The following is a 22,715-nucleotide window of genomic DNA, read 5'->3' as shown; positions in this document are numbered from 1 at the left end:
GCTCCTATCGCGCGATCCGCGGGTCGAGGAAGGCGTAGGCGATATCCGCCAGCAGGTTCATCAGAACCGCAGCGGTGCCGGTGACCAGGTAGAAGGCCATGACGGGGTTCGGGTCGACGGCGGCGAGTCCCGTCTTGAACAGGTTGCCCATGCCCTGCCAGCCGAACACGGTCTCGGTGATGACCGCGCCGCCGATCAGAGCCGCGAAGTCGAAGGCCACGATCGTGGCGAGCGGGATCAGCGAGTTGCGGAACGCATGGCGGGTGATCACCTTGCGCTCAGAGACACCCTTCGAGCGGGCCGTGCGGATGTAGTCCTGGTTCAGCACGTCCAGCATCGAGGCGCGGGTGTAGCGCGTGTAGCTCGCGATGGACACGAGCGTCAGGACGATCGTCGGCAGGATGAGGTGCGTCGTCGTGTCGATCAGGCCGAGCCAGTAGGTCGGGTCGTAGTTCGGGGTCGCCGAGCCGATGGTCGGGATGGGCCGGGACTGGTCCTTCAGGTACAGCGACCAGTGCGAGAGCATCAGGTCGACGAACGCGAACACGGCGGCGAGCAGGCCCGTGATGAACGAGGCGCTCATGGCCTGCTTGCGGGAGAAACCTCCCCAGGCGTAGCCGCTGATCAGGCCGATGACGAGCGAGGCGAACAGGCAGAGGAACAGCAGGCCCGTCGAGACCCTGTCGGCGTCCATCAGGATGCCGCGCGTCAGGGCATAGCCGACGATGGTCACGACGGCGGTCGTGGCTACCGCGTTGCGGACCCGCTTGTTCTGGAAGCCGGACGTCATGACGATGACCACGGCGCCGGCGCCGAGGATCAGGATCGCGACGATCGGCAGCCCGAGTGCGGGGCGGCGGAACCATGTGACCGCGTCGAAGTAGAACATGGCGCCGGCGAACACGACGGCGGCGGCGGCGAAGCTGATGAGGCGTCGCTTCCACGGGCCGCCGAGCACGGCGGTGAGGATGAACGCGAGGATCACCGATGTGATGAGGATCGTGGGTGGCTCGAATGTCGCGTCGGCTATCCAGTTGTTGAACTCGATGGCCGCGTAGTACTTGAGCAGCACCGCGGCCCAGAAGACGGGCAGCGAGAAGAAGATGAAGGCGGCGAAGGTCACGGCGTAGTCGAAGCCGCTGTACTGGCGGATGGCCGTGACGATGCCCAGCGTGATGCCGATCACGATCGCAAGAACGGTTGCCAGGACGACGAGGCGGAGCGTGGAGCCTGCGGCCGTGAGGACGAGCTGGTTGACGCTGCGGCCCTGAATGTCCTGGCCGAGGTCACATCTGCCCACCACACACTTGGCGGCGCCGGAGAGCCACGAGAAGTAGCGCTCGTACCAGGGGTCGTCGAGGTTCATGTGCGCGGTGCGCTGCGCAATGAGGTTCTCACGGTTCGGGTCGTTCGACTCGCGCAGGTCGCCCAGGGGGTCTCCGGAGTTGATGGTCAAGACGTACATCAACAGGGAACCAAGCACGAGGATGAGGAACGAGATCCCCAACCGTTTCGCGATGTATCTGATCACTAGTGGTCCTTATTCGGTATCGGTCGCGGGCACAGGGGGGCCCCACGCTTCGACGCGAAGCCCGATCTTACGCCAGCGGATGGCCCCGCGTCGCCCCGGGAGGTCCAGCACCCCGGGGAGCCCTGTGATGGAGGTGTCGCGGTAGGCGCGCGAAAGGGGCAGGCGGCCGGTGGGCCGCCTGCCCCTCGTGACGTCACGCAACAGGTGAATCAGTCAGCAGATCGGTCGATCAGCTGAGCTGCCACTGCGACGCGTTCCAGGAGATCGCGTCCTGCGTCGAGGTCGGGCGAACGTTCTTGATGCCCGAGTCGTACCCGGCGATGCCGGGGTGCGCGAAGACGGGGATACCGAAGAGGGTGTCCCACAGCTCCTTCTCGATGACCTTCACCTGCTCCAGCTGGACGGCCGGGTCGAGCGAGGAGGCCAGGGTCTCCCACGCGGCGTCGACGGTCTCGTTGCTGTACTGGCCGTAGTTCTGCGGCATGTTGCTGGCGTAGATGTTCTGGCCGGAGGTGATCTGGCCGGAGCCCGCCCACGCGAACAGTGCCAGCTCGTAGTCGCCGTTCACCAGTTCCTTGCTGAAGAAGTCAGCGGAGTTGGAGTCGATGACGTTGAAGCCGGCGTCCTTGCAGGAGGCCGCGATCGCGGAGACCTCGTCGGCACGACGCTGGTTGCCGGAGGCATAGCCGACGCGCACGTCGATGGGGGTCTCGATGCCGGAGGCCTCGACGAGTTCCTTCGACTTGGCGATGTCGACCTGGTCGTACTCGCCACCGTAGGCAGCGGCGACGACCGCGTCATAGTTGTCCTGGAAGGGGAAGACCTCGCGGGCGTTCATGACGACCGAGTCGGAGGAGATCGGCTTGATCAGGGTGTCGACGATGGTCTGGCGCGGGATGCAGTAGGCCAGCGCCTGACGCAGCTCGATGCCGCCCTGGGCGTCGGAGAACACGTTGGAGTCACGGAAGTTGAAGTCCAGGTGCTCCCACGTCAGGGTCGAGTACTCGGCAACGGTGACCGAGTCGCCGATGGCCTGCAGCTGGCCGAGGGTGTCGACGGTGGCCTGCGGCTCGATGACGTTGACGTCACCGTTCTGCAGGGCCTGCACCATGCCGGCCTGGTCGATGAAGCGGAAGATCAGGTTCTCCGTGGCCGCCGGGGCGCCCCAGTACTGGTCGTTGGCCTCGAGGGTCAGGGAGTTGCCGGCGACCCAGCCACCGTCCTTGACCTTGTAGGGGCCGGAGGAGGGCATCTCCGAGGCGTCGGGCAGCTCGCCCGGGTTGAAGTTCCAGCCCTCGTTCCAGAAGTCAGCGGCCTTCTTGACGGTGTCGGCATCCCTGTCGAGGATGGCCTGGGCCAGCTCGTCGGGCTCCAGACCGGAGTTCTTCGCCACAACGTGCGCGGGCAGCGCCGAGGTGATGATGATCTTGTAGTCCGGGTTCGGCGCGTCGTAGGTCACGGTGAAGGTCTTGGAGCCGACCTCGCCCTGCGGACCGTCGAGGATGTCGGCGGCGGCGGTGTTCGACACGTGGTTGAACACGGCGGCGGCGTCGGGGTCCTCACCGGAGGCGTAGCCGGGGGCGATGAACTCGGGGTTCTGCGCGGCCCAGTCCAGCAGGTAGTCGTTGATGGTCACCGGGGTGCCATCGGACCACACGGCGTCGTCCGAGATCGTGTACTTGATGGTCAGCGGATCCTCGGAGGTGACCTCGTAGGACCCGAACGACGTGTCGTCGCAGATGCTGCCGTCGGTACCGAAGTACGTGAACCCGGAGAACATCTTGGCCGCGATGACCGAGTTGTACGTCGAGTAGTTGGCGGCGGTCATCGAGTTGTAGCCGGACCACTCGTTGGGGCCGACGGTGTACTTGACCTCGCCGGCGGCGGTCTCGGTGATGCCGGCGTCCTGGAGGCAGCCGCTGGTGGCGGTGGCCTCGCCCGTGCCGGAGGTGGCGGTGGTGGCTGCCGAGCTGGACTCGGTCGCCTCCTCCGCGTCACCGCTGGTGCAGGCACCCAGGACGAGGGCGCCGCTCAGCACCAGGCCGAGCGCGGCGGTGGTTCGCCTGAACTTCATGGAATCTCCTTGTCGTAAACGACACTTCTCAAGGCCCATGCGGGCCGAGTGAAGATGAGATTAGCGGCGAATCCCGGATTTCCTTAACGTCGAAGCGACACTGCGCGGGATCGTTACAAGGTTGTTGCCTTATGGGACCGTTCTCAGAGACGGCCGCTCACAGGTTTGACAGGACCCCTGACGAAACCCTAGTCAGCGGACGACGACCTGAGACACGGGCAGGCCGGGGTGCGCGGAGATGGTCAGGGGCGAGGGCGCGAGCCCGGCGCGGACGACCTCGGAGCCGACGGCGGCGATCATCGCGCCGTTGTCGGTGCACAGACCGGGACGGGGACGACGCAGCTCGATGCCGACGGCGTTCGCACGCTCCTCGAGGAGCGTGCGCAGCCGCGAGTTGGCCGCCACTCCCCCGCCGAGCAGGATCGTGCCGACGCCGAGATGCGTCGCGGCATCGACCGTCTTGGCGGTCAGCACGTCGCAGACGGCCTCCTGGAAGCTGGCCGCGACGTCGTTGACGGGCACGTCGAGCCCGTCGAGGCGTCGCTGCTCGACCCACCGGGCGACCGAGGTCTTCAACCCGGAGAAGGAGAAGTCGAAGCGGTGTTTCTCGAGGTCGTGGCGCGCGGTGAGGCCGCGCGGGAAGCGGATCGCCGTCGGGTCACCCTCCTGGGCGGCCTTGTCGATGACGGGTCCGCCCGGGTAGGGCAGGCCGAGGATGCGGGCCACCTTGTCGTACGCCTCCCCCGCGGCGTCGTCGATCGTGGAACCGAGCTCGGTGATGTCGGTGGCGATGTCGCGCACATGCAGCAGCGAGGTGTGGCCGCCGGAGACGAGCAGCGCGAGCGACGGCATCGGCAGCTCGCCGTGGTCGAGCAGATCGACGGCGACGTGGCCGACGAGGTGGTTGATCCCGTAGAGCGGCTTGTCGAGATAGGCGGCAAGCGCCTTGGCGGACGCGAGACCGACGACGAGGGCGCCCATCAGGCCCGGGCCCGCGGTCACGGCGATGGCGTCGACGTCGGCCAGGTCGATGTCCGCCGTCGCGGCGGCACGCTCGAGCGCAGGCACGATCGCCTGCAGGTGTGCGCGGCTGGCCACCTCGGGCACGACGCCGCCGAAGCGGACATGCTCCTCCACGGAGCTCGCGACCTCGTTGGCGAGCAGGGTCCGGCCGCGCACGATGCCGACGCCGGTCTCGTCACACGACGACTCGATGCCAAGGATCAACGGCTCACTCATCTGCACCCTCCATGTCCCACATGCCGACGGAGTCGGCGTCGACGCCCTCAAGCCCGCGCTCGAGGATCAGCGCGTCGGCTCCGGGCCCGTAGTAGTCCGGGCGCACGGCGATCTGCCTGAACCCGTAGCCCCGGTAGAGGGCGATGGCCGCGTCGTTGGCGTGGTCGACCTCGAGCAGCATCCTGGCCGCCCCCTTGCCGATCGCCCACTGCATGCCGGCGACGAGCATGACGCGGGCGAGCCCGAGCCTGCGCTGCTGCGGCGCGACCACGATGCGGTTGAGCTCGGCGACGTCGTCGACGACGCGGAAGCTCGCGGCGCCGATCAGGACGCCGTCGCTGCGGCGGCGCGCAGCGAGCACCAGCCGGTCGTCGCCGTGGAGTTCTGCGCGCCAGGAATCCTCGGACCAGGGCGTGTCGAAGGCATCCTCGAGCGCCACGATCTCCGGCACATCACCCGCGACGGCGGGCTCGACGATCACCGCTTCGCCCTCAGGCGTCCGAAGGCCGACTTGGGCTTGCCGGGCACCGTCGCGTCCGCGGCGCGCAGGTAGTAGGGCTCGTCGCCGGCGACCTCGAGCTTCGGCCAGGCCGCGGCGAGCGTCGCCGGGTCGAGCGCGTCGGGACCCTGGCAGTCGAGCAGGTCCCGGTAGCCCTCGGGCACGGCGCCCGCGACGGGCAGCGCGGGGAGCGCATCGGGCGCGGAGACCTGCGGGGCGCCGGCCGGCGCGCCGTCCGCGGTGTACTCGCGCCAGTAGAGCTCCCTGCGGCGGGCGTCGGCGGCGACGACGAAGCGCCCGGGTGCGCCGGCGTCGGCCCACTGGCGCGCCACGACGTCGAGCGAGCAGACGGGATGCAGCGGCCGACCGGCGAGGGCGGCGAGAGTGCGGGCGGTCGCGATGCCGACGCGCAGGCCGGTGAAGGGGCCGGGGCCCATCCCGACGGCGTAGTCGTCGATGTCGGTCAGCGCGATGCCTGCCTCGGCGCACGCGGCCTCGACGGATGGCAGCAGCTCCTCGACGTGGCTGCGGGTGTCCTCCACGACGACGCAGGCCAGCTGCTCGCCGTCGCGCGCGATGCCGACGGCGACGTGGTGGCTGGTGTCGATGGCGAGCGTGATGCTCATCGGGCCTCCCTCAGGGTGTCGAGCGCGCCGGCCCAGCGGGGCCCGACGCCTGTGAGATAGACGGCGCGCTCGTCGGTGTCGACGCCGCGGACGATGTCGATGTCGAGGCGGTCGTCGGCGAGCCACTCGGCCATGCCGGCCCCCCACTCGATCAGCGTGACGGAGTCGGCGAGGGAGGCGTCGAGGTCGATGTCGCCCAGCTCCGCGGCGCCGCCGAGGCGGTAGGCGTCGACGTGCACGAGCGCGGGCCCGTCGCCCGGGTTCGGGTGGATGCGGGAGATGACGAAGGTCGGCGAGATGACCGGGCCGGTGACGCCGAGGCCGGCGGCCAGCCCCTGCGTCAGGGTCGTCTTGCCCGCGCCGAGCTCGCCGGTGGCGATGATGACGTCGCCCCTGCGGAGCAGTGCACCGATGCGGCGGCCGAGCTCGCGCATGTCGTCGGCCGTCGGCACGTCGATGACGACGGGCAGGTCGCGGACCAGCCGGATGACGGGCGGCTCCTCGCCGACGACCTCGAAGCCCCGTTCCCGCCACCAGCCGACAAGCTCGGGAAACTCCTCGCGGACGACGAGCGTCGCACGGGAGGCGCCGAGGTCGGCCGCCAGCGACAGCGCGGCCTCGATGAGGTCGCCCGCGACGCCGTGGCGGGCGATCCGGGGCAGCACCGACACGCGGCGCAGCGTCACGAGGTCACCCTCGCGGTCGATCAGGAGTCCGGCGACGATCTCGCCGTCGATCTCGCCCACGACGCCGGTGCCCGCGATGAGCGCGGCCTCGATGTCGGTGACGTCGTCGGTCAGGGCGTCGGCCGGCGGGTCCACGGGGCGGCGCGCGGAGAAGGCCTCCCGGATGACGTGCAGCAGTGCTGCAGCGTCATCCACGGAGGCCTCACGCAGGGTCAGGTCGGATGCGTCCATCGGCGCAGATACTAGTCCCGAGTCCGGTTGCGGGTCAGTAGCGACGGTGGTTGCGTCGGCCGTACTGGCCGCCGCGTCCGCCGCCCTGGGGGCGCTTGCGCTGCTGCTGCTTCGGCGCGATCAGCGCCTGGTACTCGGCGTCGGGGATCGCGACTCCGGAGGTCGGGCGGGCGCCGGTGGCGTCGCGGAGCTCGGAGCTGCCGGGATCGACGGGCAGGAAGTCGGCGCGGACGCCGGCCTGCGTCAGGATCCGGTTTCCCATCTTCCGCTGGTGCGGCAGCACGATGCTCGCGACGACACCCTCGTGGCCGGCGCGGGCCGTGCGCCCGGCGCGGTGCAGGTAGTCCTTGGAGTCGTGCGGCGGGTCGACCTGCAGCACCAGGGTCACATCGTCGACGTGAATCCCGCGGGCCGCGACGTCCGTGGCGACCAGGACCGGCACATGGCCGTCCTTGAACGCGGCGAGGATGCGGGCGCGGGCGCCCTGCGTCAGGCCGCCGTGCAGCGCGCCGGCCATCACGCCTGCCTCACGCAGCTGCGTGGCGATGCGGTCGGTCCCCATCTGGGTGCGGGCGAACAGGACCGTTCGTCCCTCGCGGTTGGCGATCTCGGCGGTCACCTGATTCTTGTGGTGCGGCTTCACGAGCAGGGGGCGGTGCACCATGGTGGTGACCGACGCCTTCTCGGAGTCGACCTCGCGGGTGACGGGGTCCTTCAGGTACTTCTTGACCAGGCGGCCCACCGCGTTGTCCAGCGTCGCGGAGAACAGCAGACGCTGGCCGTCGCCAGCGGCGTCGAGGATGGTCTCGACGTCGGGCAGGAAGCCGAGGTCGGCCATGTGGTCGGCCTCGTCGAGGACGAGGATCTGGACCTGCGAGAGGTCCGCGGCGCCCTGCTCGATCAGGTCGATCAGGCGGCCGGGGGTGGCGACGACCACGTCGACGCCGCGCTCGAAGGCGCGGATCTGCGGGCCGTAGCTCATGCCACCGGCGATGAGGGTGAGGTCGATGCCGACCGTGGCGGCGAGCGGCGACAGGTTGTCGGCGATCTGCAGCGCCAGCTCGCGCGTCGGGGTCAGGATGACGGCGCGGGGCGAGCCGACGGCGTCGCCGGCGGCCAGGCGGGTCAGCATCGGCAGGCCGAAGGCCAGCGTCTTGCCGGAGCCGGTGCGGCCGCGGCCGAGCACGTCGTGGCCGGCCAGAGCGTCGCCGATGGTGGCGGCCTGGATCGGGAACGGCTCGGTGATGCCCTGCGCGGCAAGCACGCGGACGATCGGCTCGGCGACGCCGAGCTCGAAGAAGCCGGACGTCACGTCGCCCGTGGCGGCCTCCGCCGTCGTGGCGGTCCAGCTCATCTGATCGGACTCGGCGTCGAACGACTGCTCGTCGCGGTCGTCACGGGGGCGACGGTCGTCGCGGCCGCGGCGGTCGTCGCGGCCACGGGGCTCGAGCGAGCGGCGGGAGTCGAAGCGAGCCGAGCCGGAGCGGAACTTCGGGCGGTCGCGGTCACGGTCGCGCTCGTAGCGCGGACGGTCCTCGCGGTTCTCGAAGCGGTCGTCGCGACGGTAGCCGTCGCGGCGACGATCGCCGTAGCCACCGCGGTCGTCGCGGCGGTCCCCGTAGGAACCACGGTCGTCACGACGACGATCGCCGTAGCCACCGCGGTCGTCGCGGCGGTCCCCGTAGGAACCACGATCGTCGCGGCGGCGGTCCCCGTAGGAACCACGGTCGTCGCGGCGGCGGTCCCCGTAGGAACCACGGTCGTCCCGACGGCGGTCGCCGTAGGAGCCGCGGTCGCTACGGTCGTCGCGGCGACGGTCGCCGTAGGAACCGCGGTCGCCACGCTCGTCACGACGACGGTCGTTGTAGGAGCCGCGGTCGCTGCTCTGGGAACGCTCGGTGTTCTCGGGGCGCTGCTCGGCGTCGGCGCTCGCGTAGTCCTGCGGCTTGCGGTCGGCGAACTGGAGCGCGCGGCGCTGCTTGCGGTTCAGGGGGGCGTCACCGTCGAACTGGTGTCCACGGTTGCGCTGGGGTGCCTTGCCTTTGGCTGCGCGCTTTTCGGCGGACCAACGGGGCTTGCTGCGGGGCGGGGTCATGACAGAAGAATCCTCTGAGGGGGCTAGGTGCGTCCGCCAGGTTACGAAGGGGCGGATCCTCGGTGCCCGCTCATGTGTCACTCGGGCGATATGCGCCGCGGCCGGGCCCGACCACTCTACGCTATTTCTCTGGGATTTCCGAACCGACCCCTGGTGGAGGGTGTATGTTCACCTGTCCTTCGCCCGCCGGGCATGGCCCGAACGGCACGCCCCGCTAGTATCGAAGCGTGCGAGTCGCGATTGTCGCGGAGAGCTTTCTCCCCACCCTCAACGGAGTCACCAACTCGGTGCTGCGCGTTCTGGAGCACCTGAAGGCCACGGGCCACGAGGCCATGGTCATCGCCCCGTCGGACGGCGACAAGGTCCCGTCCGAGTATCTCGGTTTCCCGATCGAGACCGTCGCTTCCGTTGGTCTCCCCTTCTACGACGACATCCGCGTGGTCACGACGACCACCCACACGGTCACCCGTCTCCTGACGTCGTTCAACCCCGACGTCGTGCATCTCGCGGCGCCGGTGGTGCTCGGCTTCAAGGCCGCGTCCGTCGCCTCCCGACTGGGGATCCCTGTCGTCGGCATCTTCCAGACCGACCTGCCGAGCTTCGCCACGCGCTACGGCTTCGGGCACTTCGAGCAGTTCCTGTGGCACCACGTGCGCCGTGTGCACTCGCTCGCCTGCCTCAACTTCGCGCCGTCGACCTACGCGCAGAACCAGCTCGTGACGCACGGCATCCCGCGCGTCGGGGTGTGGGCGCGCGGCGTCGACTCCCGCCGCTTCGACCCGGCCAAGCGCGACGCCTCATTCCGCGCCACGTTCGCCCCCAACGGCGAGCGGCTGATCGGCTACATGGGTCGGCTGGCCACCGAGAAGCGCGTCGAGGACCTCGCCGTCCTCTCGGACATCCCGGGCACCCGCATGGTGGTGATCGGCGACGGCCCGCTGCGGGGCCAGCTTGAGGCGCGACTCCCCGGCGCGGTGTTCCTCGGCCAGCTCACGGGCGAGGACCTCCCCCGCGCCATGGCGAGCCTCGATCTGTTCGTCCACCCCGGCGAGCTCGAGACGTTCTGCCAGGCCATCCAGGAGGCCAAGGCGTCGGGGCTGCCCGTCGTCGCCCCGCGCCGCGGCGGCCCGATCGACCTGATCAGCCCCTCGCGCACCGGCTGGCTCTACGAGCCCGGCGACCTGCACGCCATGCGGGGCTTCGTCACCGACCTGATCGGCGACGATGCGAAGCGTCGGGCCTTCGGCGACACGGCAAGGGCCTCGACGCTGGACCGCTCGTGGGAGAGTATCTGCACCGAGCTCGTCGGCCACTACACCAAGGCCATCTCCATGTCGGTGCGCGGCCGCGCCCTCGCCGCCTGACCCGGCCGCCCTCGCCGCCTGACCCGGCCGCCCTCGCCGCCTGACCCGGCCGCGCCCGCCCGCCTGACCCGGCCGCGCCCGCCCGCCTGACCCGGCCGCGCCCGCCCGCCTGACCCGGCCGCGCCCGCCCGCCTGACCCGGCCGCGCCCGCCCGCCTGACCCGGCCGCGCCCGCCCGCCTGACCCAGCCGCGCCCGCCCGTCCGCCCTGATCCTTCTCCCGTTCGGCCCTTTCCCGCACAACAATGCGCATTTCGGCGGCGCTGCAACATGCTGCCAGCAGGCCTGAAATAGGCATTCTTGTGCACGGATTTGAGTGGACAGGAACACAGGAACATCACGGCCGACGACCATGATGCCGACGCCGGGTCTGCCATAGGAGCCTCTCCTGGGTCTGCTCCCACCTCCACCAGACATGGTCATAGCTCAGCCGGAGTGTGTTGTACCCGAGGAGCCTCGCGGACAGGTCCCGCTCCCGATCCAGGAACTGTTGCTCGCGACTCCGATGAAACTCATCGCTGTCGCATTCGATGATCAGACTCTGACCCACCAGAAGGTCGACGCGGCCCACCCCCGACACGACGACCTGGGGGCGCACCCCCACCCCACGGCGCTTCAGGAAGTACCGAACGCGGGTCTCCGTGCCGGACTCCGCCCGGCGGAGTTGGCCGGCGAACCCCCGACGGTCCACCGGAAGCGCAGCGACGATGTCCTGCACCTCGTCCGGGCTGACAAGCCCCTTGTAGAGCGCCGATTCGACCACAATGAGGGTGGTTTCCGTGTCGTGGTGCCGGGCAACCTGCCGCAGGCAGTCGACCAGGGGCCAGAGGGGAGTCCGCGGACGAGGTCCGGGGTCGGCATGCAGAACGTATTCCTCCCGTTCCACCGGTTGATTCCCCCTCCCGTAGACCGCATGGATCCGGTCGTCGCGAGGGGTCCAGATGCCGTGCACCGCGCACCCGGTCAGGCAGCCGAGCCTGCAACCGTCAACCAGACCCCGCACCACTCTCTGATCGGCGTCGCGTCCCGCGTACCAGCCTCGCTGCACCCTGACGATGGTCCCCGCAGCCAAGGCGTCCTCGATGTCCCTGCGTCGCGCACCGGACCCCCGGATATCGGCGTAGGACTGCACTCCCGTGTAGATCATGCGTCCCAATGTCGCCCCCACATCGGGCCTCGACAACCCCTTCCGACGGGTTGTGGATGACTCGATCCGGCTTATCCACAGCGGCACAAGAGCCACAAAAATGCCTATCTCGAACCCGCTGCACTATACGGACACCGCGTCCGGCATGGGCATTCTTGTGCCGGGTGGGCGCTTCGGGGACATGTGGATACGGGGACGGGCTGGCCGGGGCGGCTCATCGACAGCCGGCACAAGAATGCCCATTTCGGAGCCGCTGCAGAATACGGACGCCGTACCCGATATGCGCATTCTTGTGCCGACGGGGACGCGCGGAAGGACTGGTGCGGGGTCGGGACAGCGAACGTGGGCTCAGGGCGGGGCGGGGCCGGTCAGTCCGCGGCGACCAACCCAGCGATCACGTCGGGAAGCCGACGGGCCAGCTCGTCGGGCGGGTAGGGGCCCGGGTTGCGCGCCGCCGCCATCGCCTGGATGCTGGCCCCGGCAACGGCCGCCTGCCACGCGGGCAGCCCCGCCGCCAGCAGCGCCCCGCAGATCCCGGCGAGCACGTCGCCCGATCCCGCCTGCGCGCTCCAGTGCGGCCCAGGCACTGCGATCGTCACGCGGCCTCCCGGCTCCGCGACATACTGCGTGGCGCCCTTGAGCAGGACGGTCGCCCCGGTCACCCGGGCCACCTCCCTGGCGCACGAGACCGGGCTCGACTCGACGTGGGAGCGGGAGCAGCCCAGCAGTCGGGCGAGCTCGCCCGCGTGGGGCGTGAGCAGCCAGCCGTCGATCCTGCCGGGCAGGCTGTAGAGCGCGTCGGCGTCCACCACGGCGACGGGGGCGTGCAGTCGCGCGCTGGAGACCCGGCCGGACGCGCCCTCATCCTCGCCCCAGCCGGAGCCGAGGACCGCAGCCTGGGCCCGACCGTCGCCCATCACGACGCTGGGATACCTGGTCAGGATGAGGCCGGAGTGCACGGGCCCGGCGTAGCGGACCATGCCCGTGCCGGCGTGCAGCGCGCCGGCGATGCCGAGCAGCGCCGCACCCTGGTAGCGCGACGACCCCGTGTCGAACAGCACGACGCCGCGCGCGTACTTGTCTGAGGAGGCGGTGGGCGTCGGCCACCAGGCGGCCACGTCGGCCTCCTCGGCCTGGCGCAGCTGGGTGCCGTCGATCTCCACACCGATGTCGACGACGTGTACCCTCCCGCAGCGCCCGGCGGCGGGCTGCGACACGTGGCACGGCTTGAGCGCGGCGAACGTGACGGTGTGGGTCGCGCGGAAGCTCGGCTGCTCGGCCCCGGAGTCGGCGTCCAGCCCGCTCGGCAGGTCGACGGCCAGCACGTCGATCGCCGACGACTCGCAGGCGGCGGCGAAGGTCTCGAGTGCCTGCGGGAGCCCCGGGCGCGAGCCGAGGCCCGCGACCGCGTCGATCACCAGTCCGCAGTCCGGCAGTGCCTCCAGCGCCCCGAGGGCGTCGACGAACTGGCAGCCCGCAGCCCGTGCGGCCGCCTGCCCGGCCTCGTGTGTGCGCCCGAACGCGGACCACACCAGCACGCGTCGATGCTGGGCCAGGATCGACGCGGCGAAGAGTCCATCTCCCCCGTTGTTACCCCGGCCGGCGACCACGAGCACCTGCCCCGCTGTGTTCACCTCGGCCGCGACGCGGGCGACGGCGCGGGCCGCCCGGCCCATCAGGTCGACGCCGGGGTGGGCGTCGAAGAAGCGCTGCTCGGCGTCGCGCATCCCCACGGCGGTGACGACGGTCCTCATGCCTCGCACACCACCATCGTGGTGGCGAAGCCGCCGTCGTGGCTGATCGACAGGTGGATGCGCCCGACGCCGAGTTCCTCGACCCGCGCCGCGACCGTGCCCGTGTTGACGAACCGCGGCACGCCGTCGTCGGTCTTGACGACCTCGCAGTCGAGCCAGCGCATGCCGCCCGGCGAGCCGAGCGCCTTGGCGAAGGCCTCCTTGGCGGAGAACCGCGCGGCCTGCGACTCGATCGACAGCGTCCGTTCCAGCGGGGTCAGCAGGCGTTCGGCCAGGCCCGGCCGACGCTCCAGCATCTCGCGGAACCTGTCGATGACGATGAGGTCGGTGCCGATGCCAACGATCATGCCCTCACACTAGCCGCGACCACCGCCCCGGCGAGGGAGTCGACCGCCCGCTCCCGGGCCGCGTCGGGCAGGAGGCTGAACCCCAACCACGGCTCGGCCAGTTCCACCTCCATCACGACGGGGCCATGCGCAGTGGAGATGAGGTCGACGCGCGCGTAGGCGGGCATGGTCGGGAGGCCCGCCAGCACCCGGTCCGCGAGCGCCACCTGTTCCGGGGCCGCCTGCGTGACCTCCGCTCCGCGGCCCCCCGCGATCACCCCCGGGAAACGCGTGAAGGCGTGGCTGTAGGCCCCGCCGATGAACACGACGGCGGTTTCCCCCTGCTCGATCTCCCGGGCGTACGGCTGCAGGATCACGACCGGGTCCCAGTCGCGGGCGATCACGTCGTCGACGAGCGCGACCACCTCCTCCAGCGTGGCGGACGGGAGGTTCGTGTTGCGGTCGGGATCGAAAAGGAGCGTGTGGTGCCCGCTGGCGGAGATGCTCGGCTTGACGACGTACGCCTCGGCGTCCGGGAAGTGGTCCCGCAGCTGCCCGACGAGCCTGTCGGCAGGCGCCCGCCGGTCGATCCGGAACTCGGGGATCCGCTGGATGCCCAGCCTGTCGAGCCACTCGAACTGCACGGCCTTGTCGATGTTGTCGCGCACCATCTGCGTCGGGTTCAGCACCGCGCAGCCGGCCTCGTCGAGCCGGTCGAGCCAGCCGAGGAAGTCCGGGATCCGGCTCTGGTAACCCCAGGTGGACCTGAGGATCACCGCGTCGCAGTCCCATGCCTGTGCCGGGTCGTCCCACGCGGCCAGCGTCGCGTCGGCCCCGGCCCGGTGCAGCGACGCGAGCAGCAGGTTGTCGTCCGGGTTGACGCCGAGGTAGGGCTCCGCGGTGGCCACCTGCACACTCACCATCGATCCTCCTGGTTGTCGTTTCGGATAAGTAAACGTACCCCGCCAGCCACTTCGCCCTCAGCGCGGGTTAGGCTCTCTCCGCAAGGCTGGCGGTGCCCCAAAAGGGCACCTGGAACTCCGGTGAGAATCCGGGACTGACGCGCAGCGGTATAGGTGACGACTCCGGTTTGGATGCCACTGGGAGAGATCCTGGGAAGGCACCGGAGAAGGATGACCCTGAGCCCGAAAACAGTCGGCCTTGTGGGTTGACGGGTCCCGCGACACGGACTTCGGATCGACGCCTGCACCGGCTGGTGGCAGGAGCCGTCGGTCGCGCCTTCGTAGCGCCCGCTCCCGCGCGTCAGGAACCACACCTCGACGCCGACTCCCGGCGTGGCTCCTGAAAGGCACTCAACCATGAAACGAGCTTCCACGCTCGCCCGGGCACTCACCGCGCTGGCGGCAGCCGCCAGCCTCGCGCTCGCCGCCTGCGGCTCCGGCAGCAGCGACTCCACCGCGGACGCCACCGCCGCGGACAAGACCCTCAACTTCGTGACGGTCTACCCCGCCAACACCACCGACGCCCACCAGGTGCAGGCCTCATTCATCCTCAACTCCGGTGCCGTCGAGACCCTCGTCGGCTTCGACCCCGACACCCTCGAGCTCTACCCCTGGCTGGCGGAGAGCTGGGACACCGACGACGCGCAGCACTGGACCTTCCATCTCCGGGAGGGCGTCGAGTTCCACAACGGCGAGCCGATGACTGCCGAGAAGGTCATGGCCAGCCTGCAGGACAGCATCGACGTCAACCCCGGCGTCGCGGCCGCGCTCACCATCGATTCGATGGAGGTGGTCGATGAGCACACGCTGAGCATCACCACCGCCGACGTGTACCCCGCCCTCATCTCGAACCTGGTGCACTTCAACGCCGTCATCACCGACGTCGACGCCGAGGGCGACCTGCCGGTCGGCACGGGCGCCTTCAAGTTCGACAGCTTCGACATCGCCGGCGAGGCCGTGCTGAGCCGCAACGACAGCTACTGGGACGGCACCGCAAAGCTCGACAAGGTCGTCATGACCGCCAACGAGGACTCCAACGCCCGCGTCATGGCCCTGCAGTCCGGAGACGCCGACATCATCTACCGCCCCGGCCTCGAGAGCCTCCCCACGCTGGAGGCCGACGAGTCGCTGACCGTGGACACCGTGTCCGGCACCCGGGTCTACCACCTCCTCTACAACTACTCCGGCGCCAACGCCGACCTGTGGAACAACGAGGAGTTCAGGCGCGGCATCGACGCGCTGGTCGACCGCCAGTCGATCGTCGACACCGTGATGGGCGGCCAGGCCACCGTCGCCTACAACGTCTTCCCCGGCGACTGGCCCTTCTCCCCCGAGACCACCGAGCACGAGTTCGGCGTCGAGGCTGCTCTGCAGCACTTCGAGGCCGCCGGCCTCGACGTCGCCGACGGCAAGGTCACCCGTGACGGCCAGCCCCTCTCACTGAAGATGGCCACGTACGTGGCGCGCGCCGAACTCCCGCAGATCGCGCAGATCGTGCAGGACCAGGCCCGCCAGGTCGGCATCGACATGGAGATCTACGTCGCCGAGAACATCGACGAGTACCTGCCCCAGGGCGACTGGGACCTGGTCACCTACTCCCTGCTGACCATCTCCCGGGGCGACGGCGCCTTCTTCCTGAACAGCGCCTTCGGCGCGGACGCCGCGCAGAACCACGGCCGCCTCGATGACCCGACGCTGCAGTCCATGCTGGACGCCTTCAACAAGGAGGTCGACGTGGATTCCCGCACCGAGCAGACCCGCGAGATCGCCGAGTACATCGACGCCGAGGCGTACAACAGCTACATCACGGTCCCCAACGAGTCCGCGGCCTTCAAGGACACGGTGACGGGCTGGAAGACGCCGGCCAACGAGTTCGAGTTCCAGATGATCACCAAGGATCTGGACATCAACTGACCATGGTCGCTCTCAAGAAGCTGGGTGAGGGGCTGGTGTTCCTCTGGCTCCTCACCCTGGTCGCCTTCGCGGTGGTCAAGCTGGCCCCGGGCGACGTGGTGCTGTCGATGCTGCGCATCGACACGGTCGCCGTGACGAACGAGCAGATCGAGGCACTGCGCGAGGAACTGGGCCTGAACATGCCCATCTGGCAGCAGTACCTCGCGTACCTGGGCAGCCTTGCCCACCTCGACTTCGGCACGTCGGCCATGACAGGTCAACCCGTGATCGCGGAGATCGGCAAGGCCTTCCCGGCGACGCTGATGCTGGCCGGCTACGCGCTGGCGCTCGCACTGATCCTCGCCGCCATCCTGGGCGCGGTCGGCGCCCGGTTCGCCGGGCGCTGGCCCGACCGCGGGGTCCTCGCCTTCTGCATGCTCGGCGCCTCCATCCCCACCTTCTGGCTGGCGCTGGTCATGCTCAACGTCTTCTCGGTCCGCCTCGGCGTCGTCCCCTCCATGGGCATGGGCGACGGGGGAATGATCCTGCCCACCGTGGCTCTCGCGTTCGCGGTCGCCCCGCCGTACATCAAGATCCTGCGCAACTCCCTGATCGAGTCGCAGGACCTCGACTTCGTCCGGGCCTCCAGGTCCCGCGGTCTCGGCGAGCAGGTGATCTTCTTCCGCCACATCCTGCGGGCCAGCCTGATCCCCGTCGTCACGATCGCCGGCGTGAGCCTGGGCTCGCTGCTCGGCGGCACGGTCGTGGTGGAGAAGATCTTCGGTATCCCCGGCGTCGGCAAGCTGATGCTCGAGGCCCTGACCCGCCGCGACTACGCGGTGATCCAGGCCTTCATCATCCTGATCGGCGTCATCGTGTTCCTCATCAACACGCTGGTCGACCTGTCCTACCGCTGGCTCGACCCGGCCATCTCGCTCAAGGGAAAGGCCCGCGCATGAAGCAACGCATCCTGATCGCGATCGTGGTGGTGCTGCTCGTCCTGCTGGCGTTCGGCCCGTTGATCGCCCCGCACGACCCCAACCTGGTCGACCTGACCGCCCGCCTGCAGCCACCTGGCTGGGAGCACTGGTTCGGCACCGACCAGCTCGGGCGTGACGTGTTCAGCCGCATCCTCACCGGCGGCCAGACCACCGTCGGCCTCACCGTGCTCGCCCTGGCCATCTCCGTGGTCATCGGCGTGCCCATCGGCCTGATCGCCGGTTTCCGCGGCGGCCGCCTCGACTGGGCGCTGATGCGCGTGGTGGATGCCTTCATGGCCCTGCCCGAGTACATCGTCGCCATGATCATCGCCGGCATCCTCGGCGCCGGCTTCGGCAACCTGGTGCTCGCGATCGTGATCGTCAAGTGGGTCGGCTACGCCCGACTCACCCGCAGCGTGGTGATGCAGGAGAAGGCCAAGGACTACCTGCAGGTGTCCACCATCTCGGGTGCCTCGACGTTCTCGATCCTCCGCCGGCACATGATGCCGCACGTGATCGGCCCTGTCCTGGCGCTGGCGACGCTCGACATCGGCAAGGTCATCCTGCTGGTCGCCTCGCTGTCCTACCTGGGCCTCGGCGTCCAGCCGCCCGCCCCGGAGTGGGGCTCGATGCTGAACGAGGCGCAGACCTACTTCGTCACCGCGCCGTACCTGATGATCATCCCCGGCTGCGCGATCCTGATCGTCGTCGTGGCCGCCAACTGGCTGGGCGACCAGCTGCAGCAGCGCTACGCCACCGGCGGGGCGCGGAAGGAGGACGTCGATGTCGCTGCTTGAGATCTCCGGCCTTCGCGTCTCCACGGCCACCCAGGAGCTGGTGCACGGCATCGACCTGACCATTGACAAGGGTGAGTGGCTCGCCGTCATCGGCGAGTCCGGATCGGGTAAGTCGGTCTCGGCCTTCTCGATCGCCGACCTGCTCCCGCGCGGCCTCACGAGGACGGCTGACCGGCTCATGTTCGACGGCGCGGACCTCCTGACGCTGTCGAAGGCCGGCTACCGCGAGCTGCGTGGCAACCGGATCGCCTACGTGTTCCAGGACTACCAGCAGGCCTTCTCCCCGTACTACCGGATCGGGAAGCAGCTGGACGAGGTGCTCAAGGCGCACACCGACTGGAAGCCGGAGCGCCGCCGCGAGCACGCGGCCGCGACGCTGGAGCGGCTCTCCCTGCCGGGAGACCTGCTGCACCGCTACCCGTTCCAGGTCAGCGGCGGGCAGCTGCAGCGGGCCGCGCTCGCTGCGGCGATCCTGCTCGACCCTGCCCTGATCATCGCCGACGAGCCGACGACCGCGCTGGACGCGGTCAACGCCTCGCTGGTGCTGGATCAGCTGGCCGACATCCAGAAGGAGAAGGGCTGCTCGGTGCTGTTCATCACGCACAACCTGCGCCTCGCCGGGAAGTTCGCCGACACCATGGCGATCATGCAGGACGGGTGCGTGAAGGAGCGGGGCACCGTCTCCGACATCTTCACCGCCCCCAAGGCAGCCATCACCCGCAACCTGATCGCGGCCATCCCGCCCCTGCGGAACATCCCTGCCAGGTTGCCCGTCGCACTGGAAGGAGTGGCGTGATGTCCCCCGTCCTCGAGATCCGTGACCTCGTCAAGACCTACGGCGACGTGCGCGCCGTCGACGGGGTGTCGCTGACCGTCGGCCCCGGCGAGTGCCTCGGCATCGTCGGCGAGTCAGGCTCCGGCAAGTCGACGCTCGCCCGTTGCCTGCTCACCCTGGAGCGGCCCGACTCGGGCGACGTGCTCCTCGAAGGGCGGTCCCTGGTCGGGCTCCGCGGCGGCGCGCTGAAGGAGTCAAGGCAGCGGCTGCAGGTCGTGTTCCAGAACCCGGCGAGCTCCTTCAACTCGAAGCTCACGATGTTCGAGTCGCTGATGGAGCCGCTGCGCATCCGCGGCGACGTCTGCCCGAGCTTCGTCGATCCCGGCACTCCCCGCGAGGTCGCCGTCCGGCTGCTGGACTTGGTCCAGCTGCCGAAGTCGGTCCTCGACCGCAAGCCCGGGGAGCTCAGCGGCGGCGAGAAACAGCGCGTGGCCATCGCCCGGGCCATCAGCGTCGAGCCGACGCTGATGGTGTTCGACGAGCCCACCGCCAGCCTGGACGTCTCCATCCAGGCCCGGGTGCTGAACCTGCTGCAGGACCTGAAGGACCGACTCGGCATCTCGGCCGTGTTCATCTCGCACGACCTGTCCGCCGTCCAGTTCATGAGCGAGCGCTCCATCGTGCTACGCGGCGGACGGATCGTCGACGAGTTCCACCGCGACGAGCTGTTCGACGACGGCCGGGACAGCTACACGCGCGAGCTGATCCGACTGTTCGAGGACTGAGCCGTCACTCGACCGTGACGGACTTGGCCAGGTTCCTCGGCTGATCCACGTCGTGCCCCTGCAGCGTCGCCAGTTCACAGGCGAACAGCTGCAGGGGCAGGATCGCGACCAGGGGCTGCAGCAGCGTCGAGACGTGCGGCAGCTCGATGAACACGTCGGCCGCCGCGCGGGCCTCGTCGTCGCAGCCCTCGGCCAGCACGATCGTGCGGGCGCCGCGGGCGCGGACCTCCGAGATGTTGGACACGACCTTGTCGCGCAGCTGGTCGCGCCCCTTCGGCGGCACGACGATGAACATCGGCAGGCCCTCGGAGACCAGCGCGATCGGGCCGTGCTTCAGCTCGCCCGCGGCGAAGCCCTCGGCGTGCAGGTAGGCGATCTCCTTGAGCTTCAGTGCCCCCTCCAGCGCCATCGGGTAGCCGACGTGGCGACCGAGGTACAGGAACGACTTCTCCTCCTTCAGCTCCTCGGCGAGGTCGAGGATCTGCTGCTGCGCGTCGAGCATGCCCTGCATCCGCTCGGGCATCCGCTCCAGCTCCTGCAGCAGCGCGGCGATCTCGTCGCCGTACTTCATGCCGCGGACCTGGGCCAGGTAGAGCCCCAGCAGGTAGCAGGCGATCAGCTGCGTGGTGAAGCCCTTGGTGGACGCGACGCCGATCTCGGGGCCGGCGTGCGTGTAGATGACCGCGTCGGACTCGCGCGGGATGGTGGCGCCGTTGGTGTTGCAGATCGCGATGACGCGGGCGCCCTGCTCGCGGGCGTGGCGGATGGCCATCAGCGTGTCGGCGGTCTCGCCCGACTGGGAGATGGTGACCACGAGAGTCATGGGGTCGATGATCGGGTCGCGGTAGCGGAACTCGGAGGCCAGCTCCACCTCGCACGGGATGCGGGTCCAGTGCTCGATGGCGTACTTGGCCACCAGCCCGGCGTAGAACGCGGTGCCGCAGGCGACGATGACGATCTTGTTGATGCGGCGCAACGTCTCGGGGCTCATCCGGATCTCGTCGAGCACCAGCTCGCCGCGGTCGTTGAGGCGGCCGAGCAGCGTGTCCGCGACGGCGCGGGGCTGCTCGAAGATCTCCTTGCGCATGAACCAGTCGTAGCCCTGCTTCTGAGCGGCCTCGAGGTCCCAGTCGACGTGGAATGCGCGGGTCTCGGCCGGGATTCCGTCGAAGTCGACGACCTCGACGTCGTCGCGCGTGATGCGCACGATCTGGTCCTGGCCGAGCTCGATGGCGTCGCGGGTGTAGGCGATGAAGGCCGCGACGTCGGAGGCGAGGAAGTTCTCGCCGTCGCCGACGCCAACGACGAGCGGGGAGTTGCGGCGGGCCGCGACGACCTGGTCGGGCGCGACGGCGTCGACCGCGACCAGCGTGAAGGCTCCCTCGAGGCGGCCGACCACGGTGCGCATGGCCTCGACGAGGTCGGCGCCCAGGTCCAGCTCGCGGCGCAGCAGGTGCGCGGCGACCTCGGTGTCGGTGTCGGAGGTGAACTCCTCGCCGCCCAGCTCGGCACGCAGCGCCAGGTGGTTCTCGATGATGCCGTTGTGCACCACGGCGACGCGACCGGAGACGTGCGGGTGCGCGTTGGCGTCGGTCGGGCCGCCGTGGGTCGCCCAGCGGGTGTGGCCGATCGCCACCGTCGACGCCGGCAGCGGGTCGTCGGCCAGGTCCCCATCCAGGTTGGAGATCCGGCCCGCCCGCTTGCGCCACTCGATGTGCCCGTTCACGGGGATCGCGATGCCCGCGGAGTCGTACCCGCGGTACTCCATCCGCCGCAGCCCGCTCATGACGACCTCGAGGCCCTCGCGCTCACCCAGATATCCGACAATTCCACACATAGCCTGAAACCGTACAGGACCAGTGAGCGTTTCTTGACATTGACCCCATCGACACTCCGCGCCCCGGGTCCGCCGGGTCGCCTCCCCCCACAAGGCGCCCGGACGGTACGCTTCTGGCGTTATTCACACCTGAAGGAGCCTTCGTGGCCGATCCGTTCATCACGCTGCAGCGCCGCGCGTGGGCCGACCTCTCGAACAACACCCAGATCGATCTGGACGAGGAGACGCTGGCTCGCCTGCGCGGCATCGGCGACCCCACGAACGCGCTCGACATCGCGGAGGTCTACCGGCCCCTGACGCAGCTGATCCACCTGTACAAGGAGAACAAGGGGCGGCTCTACGCGCAGAGCAACGGCTTCCTGGGCCTGGAGACGGGGCGCACGCCGTTCGTGATCGGCGTCGCGGGCTCGGTCGCGGTGGGCAAGTCGACCGTCTCGCGTCTGCTGCAGGAGCTGCTGCGTCGCGCCCCGGGCTCCCCGCAGGTCGACCTCGTCACGACCGACGGCTTCCTTTACCCGAACGCCGAGCTGCAGCGCCGCGGCCTGCTGGACCGTAAGGGCTTCCCCGAGTCCTACGACCGCAGGGCGCTGATGCGCTTCGTGATGGCCGTTAAATCGGGCGAGGAGAAGGTCGAGGCACCCGTCTACAGCCACATGACCTACGACATCACCGACGAGCGGATCTCGGTCGAGAGCCCCGACATCCTGATCGTCGAGGGACTCAACGTGCTGCAGCCCGCGCGCGCCGAGATCGATCCCGGCCTGAGCCTGGCCGTCAGCGACTTCTTCGACTTCAGCGTCTTCGTCGACGCGACAGAGGACCTGATCAAGAGCTGGTTCCTCGATCGCTTCATGCACCTGCGCGGCACTGCCTTCACCGACGAGCGCAGCTATTTCCGCCGCTTCACGCAGTATTCGGACGCCGATGCGTTGGAGTTCGGCCAGCAGGTGTGGGACACCGTCAACGGCCCGAACCTGCGCCACAACATCGCCTCGACGCGCGACCGGGCCACCGCGATCCTCGTCAAGGGACCGGGCCACCTGATCGACTCCATCCGGATCCGGAAGGTCTGACAGGACGCGGCGCATCGCCGCTAGTCTCTGGTCGCACAGCCGC

Annotated in this window: 19 protein-coding genes and 1 riboswitch; of the genes, 7 read left to right on the top strand and 12 right to left on the bottom strand. The window is 69.5% G+C overall.

The features are described from left to right. Nucleotides 1-4: 4 nt before the first annotated feature. From KDB89_RS03705 to KDB89_RS03675, 7 genes are all read right to left on the bottom strand, one after another. On the bottom strand, nucleotides 5-1,531 hold the full coding sequence (locus KDB89_RS03705; protein ID WP_219083519.1) for an ABC transporter permease: 1,527 nt from the start codon (nucleotides 1,529-1,531) through the stop codon (nucleotides 5-7). Between the two features lie 229 nt (nucleotides 1,532-1,760). Beyond that, entirely contained in the window at nucleotides 1,761-3,605 is a 1,845-nt protein-coding gene (locus tag KDB89_RS03700) for an ABC transporter family substrate-binding protein (protein ID WP_219083518.1), read from the bottom strand. 192 nt (nucleotides 3,606-3,797) lie between these two features. After that, nucleotides 3,798-4,844, bottom strand: coding sequence for a tRNA (adenosine(37)-N6)-threonylcarbamoyltransferase complex transferase subunit TsaD (gene tsaD / locus KDB89_RS03695; RefSeq protein ID WP_219083517.1), 1,047 nt, complete (start codon nucleotides 4,842-4,844; stop codon nucleotides 3,798-3,800). Further along, on the bottom strand, nucleotides 4,837-5,325 hold the full coding sequence (locus KDB89_RS03690) for a GNAT family N-acetyltransferase (RefSeq protein ID WP_219083516.1): 489 nt from the start codon (nucleotides 5,323-5,325) through the stop codon (nucleotides 4,837-4,839). The genes tsaD and KDB89_RS03690 overlap by 8 nt, the downstream gene beginning before the upstream one ends. Beyond that, complete coding sequence (gene tsaB / locus KDB89_RS03685; protein WP_219083515.1) at nucleotides 5,322-5,969, bottom strand: tRNA (adenosine(37)-N6)-threonylcarbamoyltransferase complex dimerization subunit type 1 TsaB; 648 nt, start codon at nucleotides 5,967-5,969, stop codon at nucleotides 5,322-5,324. The genes KDB89_RS03690 and tsaB overlap by 4 nt, the downstream gene beginning before the upstream one ends. After that, entirely contained in the window at nucleotides 5,966-6,886 is a 921-nt protein-coding gene (gene tsaE, locus KDB89_RS03680; RefSeq protein ID WP_219083514.1) for a tRNA (adenosine(37)-N6)-threonylcarbamoyltransferase complex ATPase subunit type 1 TsaE, read from the bottom strand. Before tsaE ends, tsaB begins: the two co-directional genes overlap by 4 nt. A gap of 34 nt (nucleotides 6,887-6,920) precedes the next feature. Further along, nucleotides 6,921-8,981: a DEAD/DEAH box helicase gene (locus tag KDB89_RS03675; protein WP_219083513.1), complete on the bottom strand. Its 2,061-nt coding sequence runs from the start codon at nucleotides 8,979-8,981 to the stop codon at nucleotides 6,921-6,923. Between the two features lie 227 nt (nucleotides 8,982-9,208). On the opposite strand from KDB89_RS03675, the gene KDB89_RS03670 reads away from it, so the two are divergent. Next, nucleotides 9,209-10,345: a glycosyltransferase family 4 protein gene (locus KDB89_RS03670; RefSeq protein WP_219083512.1), complete on the top strand. Its 1,137-nt coding sequence runs from the start codon at nucleotides 9,209-9,211 to the stop codon at nucleotides 10,343-10,345. Nucleotides 10,346-10,680: 335 nt separating this feature from the next. On the opposite strand, the gene KDB89_RS03665 is transcribed toward KDB89_RS03670, so the two are convergent. The 4 genes from KDB89_RS03665 to KDB89_RS03650 all read right to left on the bottom strand — a co-directional run bounded on the left by KDB89_RS03665 (nucleotide 10,681) and on the right by KDB89_RS03650 (nucleotide 14,490). Then, nucleotides 10,681-11,490 (bottom strand): endonuclease domain-containing protein, encoded by an 810-nt coding sequence (locus KDB89_RS03665; protein WP_219083511.1) that lies wholly within the window; start codon nucleotides 11,488-11,490, stop codon nucleotides 10,681-10,683. Nucleotides 11,491-11,858: 368 nt separating this feature from the next. Beyond that, nucleotides 11,859-13,244 carry an NAD(P)H-hydrate epimerase gene (locus KDB89_RS03660; RefSeq protein ID WP_219083510.1) on the bottom strand — a complete coding sequence of 462 codons (1,386 nt, stop codon included), beginning with the start codon at nucleotides 13,242-13,244 and terminating at the stop codon, nucleotides 11,859-11,861. Then, nucleotides 13,241-13,591 (bottom strand): holo-ACP synthase, encoded by a 351-nt coding sequence (locus tag KDB89_RS03655; protein WP_219083509.1) that lies wholly within the window; start codon nucleotides 13,589-13,591, stop codon nucleotides 13,241-13,243. The genes KDB89_RS03660 and KDB89_RS03655 overlap by 4 nt, the downstream gene beginning before the upstream one ends. Then, complete coding sequence (locus KDB89_RS03650; RefSeq protein ID WP_219083508.1) at nucleotides 13,588-14,490, bottom strand: ATP-grasp domain-containing protein; 903 nt, start codon at nucleotides 14,488-14,490, stop codon at nucleotides 13,588-13,590. The genes KDB89_RS03655 and KDB89_RS03650 overlap by 4 nt, the downstream gene beginning before the upstream one ends. Before the next feature lie 72 nt (nucleotides 14,491-14,562). Then, a riboswitch (cobalamin riboswitch) is annotated at nucleotides 14,563-14,745 on the top strand. 144 nt (nucleotides 14,746-14,889) lie between these two features. Between KDB89_RS03650 and KDB89_RS03645 the strand changes: the two genes are divergently transcribed. Genes KDB89_RS03645 through KDB89_RS03625 form a run of 5 tightly spaced genes read left to right on the top strand, consistent with a single transcriptional unit; the run spans nucleotide 14,890 to nucleotide 19,762 of the window. Continuing rightward, complete coding sequence (locus tag KDB89_RS03645; protein WP_219083507.1) at nucleotides 14,890-16,446, top strand: ABC transporter substrate-binding protein; 1,557 nt, start codon at nucleotides 14,890-14,892, stop codon at nucleotides 16,444-16,446. Between the two features lie 2 nt (nucleotides 16,447-16,448). Beyond that, nucleotides 16,449-17,384, top strand: a complete 936-nt coding sequence (locus tag KDB89_RS03640; protein WP_219083506.1) for an ABC transporter permease — start codon at nucleotides 16,449-16,451, stop codon at nucleotides 17,382-17,384. Then, nucleotides 17,381-18,202, top strand: coding sequence for a nickel transporter permease (nikC, locus tag KDB89_RS03635; RefSeq protein ID WP_219083505.1), 822 nt, complete (start codon nucleotides 17,381-17,383; stop codon nucleotides 18,200-18,202). Before KDB89_RS03640 ends, nikC begins: the two co-directional genes overlap by 4 nt. Then, nucleotides 18,189-18,998: an ATP-binding cassette domain-containing protein gene (locus KDB89_RS03630; protein WP_219083504.1), complete on the top strand. Its 810-nt coding sequence runs from the start codon at nucleotides 18,189-18,191 to the stop codon at nucleotides 18,996-18,998. Before nikC ends, KDB89_RS03630 begins: the two co-directional genes overlap by 14 nt. Then, nucleotides 18,998-19,762 (top strand): ABC transporter ATP-binding protein, encoded by a 765-nt coding sequence (locus tag KDB89_RS03625; protein ID WP_219083503.1) that lies wholly within the window; start codon nucleotides 18,998-19,000, stop codon nucleotides 19,760-19,762. Before KDB89_RS03630 ends, KDB89_RS03625 begins: the two co-directional genes overlap by 1 nt. A 4-nt stretch (nucleotides 19,763-19,766) precedes the next feature. Here the strand turns inward: KDB89_RS03625 and glmS are convergent, their stop codons facing one another. After that, entirely contained in the window at nucleotides 19,767-21,599 is a 1,833-nt protein-coding gene (glmS, locus tag KDB89_RS03620; RefSeq protein ID WP_219083502.1) for a glutamine--fructose-6-phosphate transaminase (isomerizing), read from the bottom strand. A gap of 113 nt (nucleotides 21,600-21,712) precedes the next feature. On the opposite strand from glmS, the gene coaA reads away from it, so the two are divergent. Then, entirely contained in the window at nucleotides 21,713-22,672 is a 960-nt protein-coding gene (coaA, locus tag KDB89_RS03615; RefSeq protein WP_439654879.1) for a type I pantothenate kinase, read from the top strand. The last annotated feature ends 43 nt before the right edge of the window (nucleotides 22,673-22,715 follow it).

This window comes from Tessaracoccus palaemonis (assembly GCF_019316905.1).
In the GTDB taxonomy this organism is placed as follows: Bacteria; Actinomycetota; Actinomycetes; order Propionibacteriales; family Propionibacteriaceae; genus Arachnia; species Arachnia palaemonis.
The sequence above is the reverse complement of the archived record's forward strand: the minus strand, read 5'-3'. Positions and strand labels throughout refer to the sequence as shown.

Excerpts from the sequence above, each read along its gene's own strand:
- KDB89_RS03640 (WP_219083506.1), top strand. The coding sequence starts at position 16,449 with ATGGTCGCTCTCAAGAAGCTGGGTGAGGGGCTGGTGTTCCTCTGGCTC.
- KDB89_RS03675 (WP_219083513.1), bottom strand. The coding sequence starts at position 8,981 with ATGACCCCGCCCCGCAGCAAGCCCCGTTGGTCCGCCGAAAAGCGCGCA.
- glmS (WP_219083502.1), bottom strand. The coding sequence starts at position 21,599 with ATGTGTGGAATTGTCGGATATCTGGGTGAGCGCGAGGGCCTCGAGGTC.
- tsaE (WP_219083514.1), bottom strand. The coding sequence starts at position 6,886 with ATGGACGCATCCGACCTGACCCTGCGTGAGGCCTCCGTGGATGACGCT.
- nikC (WP_219083505.1), top strand. The coding sequence starts at position 17,381 with ATGAAGCAACGCATCCTGATCGCGATCGTGGTGGTGCTGCTCGTCCTG.
- KDB89_RS03655 (WP_219083509.1), bottom strand. The coding sequence starts at position 13,591 with ATGATCGTTGGCATCGGCACCGACCTCATCGTCATCGACAGGTTCCGC.
- KDB89_RS03660 (WP_219083510.1), bottom strand. The coding sequence starts at position 13,244 with ATGAGGACCGTCGTCACCGCCGTGGGGATGCGCGACGCCGAGCAGCGC.
- tsaB (WP_219083515.1), bottom strand. The coding sequence starts at position 5,969 with ATGAGCATCACGCTCGCCATCGACACCAGCCACCACGTCGCCGTCGGC.
- tsaD (WP_219083517.1), bottom strand. The coding sequence starts at position 4,844 with ATGAGTGAGCCGTTGATCCTTGGCATCGAGTCGTCGTGTGACGAGACC.
- KDB89_RS03630 (WP_219083504.1), top strand. The coding sequence starts at position 18,189 with ATGTCGCTGCTTGAGATCTCCGGCCTTCGCGTCTCCACGGCCACCCAG.
- KDB89_RS03645 (WP_219083507.1), top strand. The coding sequence starts at position 14,890 with ATGAAACGAGCTTCCACGCTCGCCCGGGCACTCACCGCGCTGGCGGCA.
- KDB89_RS03625 (WP_219083503.1), top strand. The coding sequence starts at position 18,998 with ATGTCCCCCGTCCTCGAGATCCGTGACCTCGTCAAGACCTACGGCGAC.
- KDB89_RS03665 (WP_219083511.1), bottom strand. The coding sequence starts at position 11,490 with ATGATCTACACGGGAGTGCAGTCCTACGCCGATATCCGGGGGTCCGGT.
- KDB89_RS03700 (WP_219083518.1), bottom strand. The coding sequence starts at position 3,605 with ATGAAGTTCAGGCGAACCACCGCCGCGCTCGGCCTGGTGCTGAGCGGC.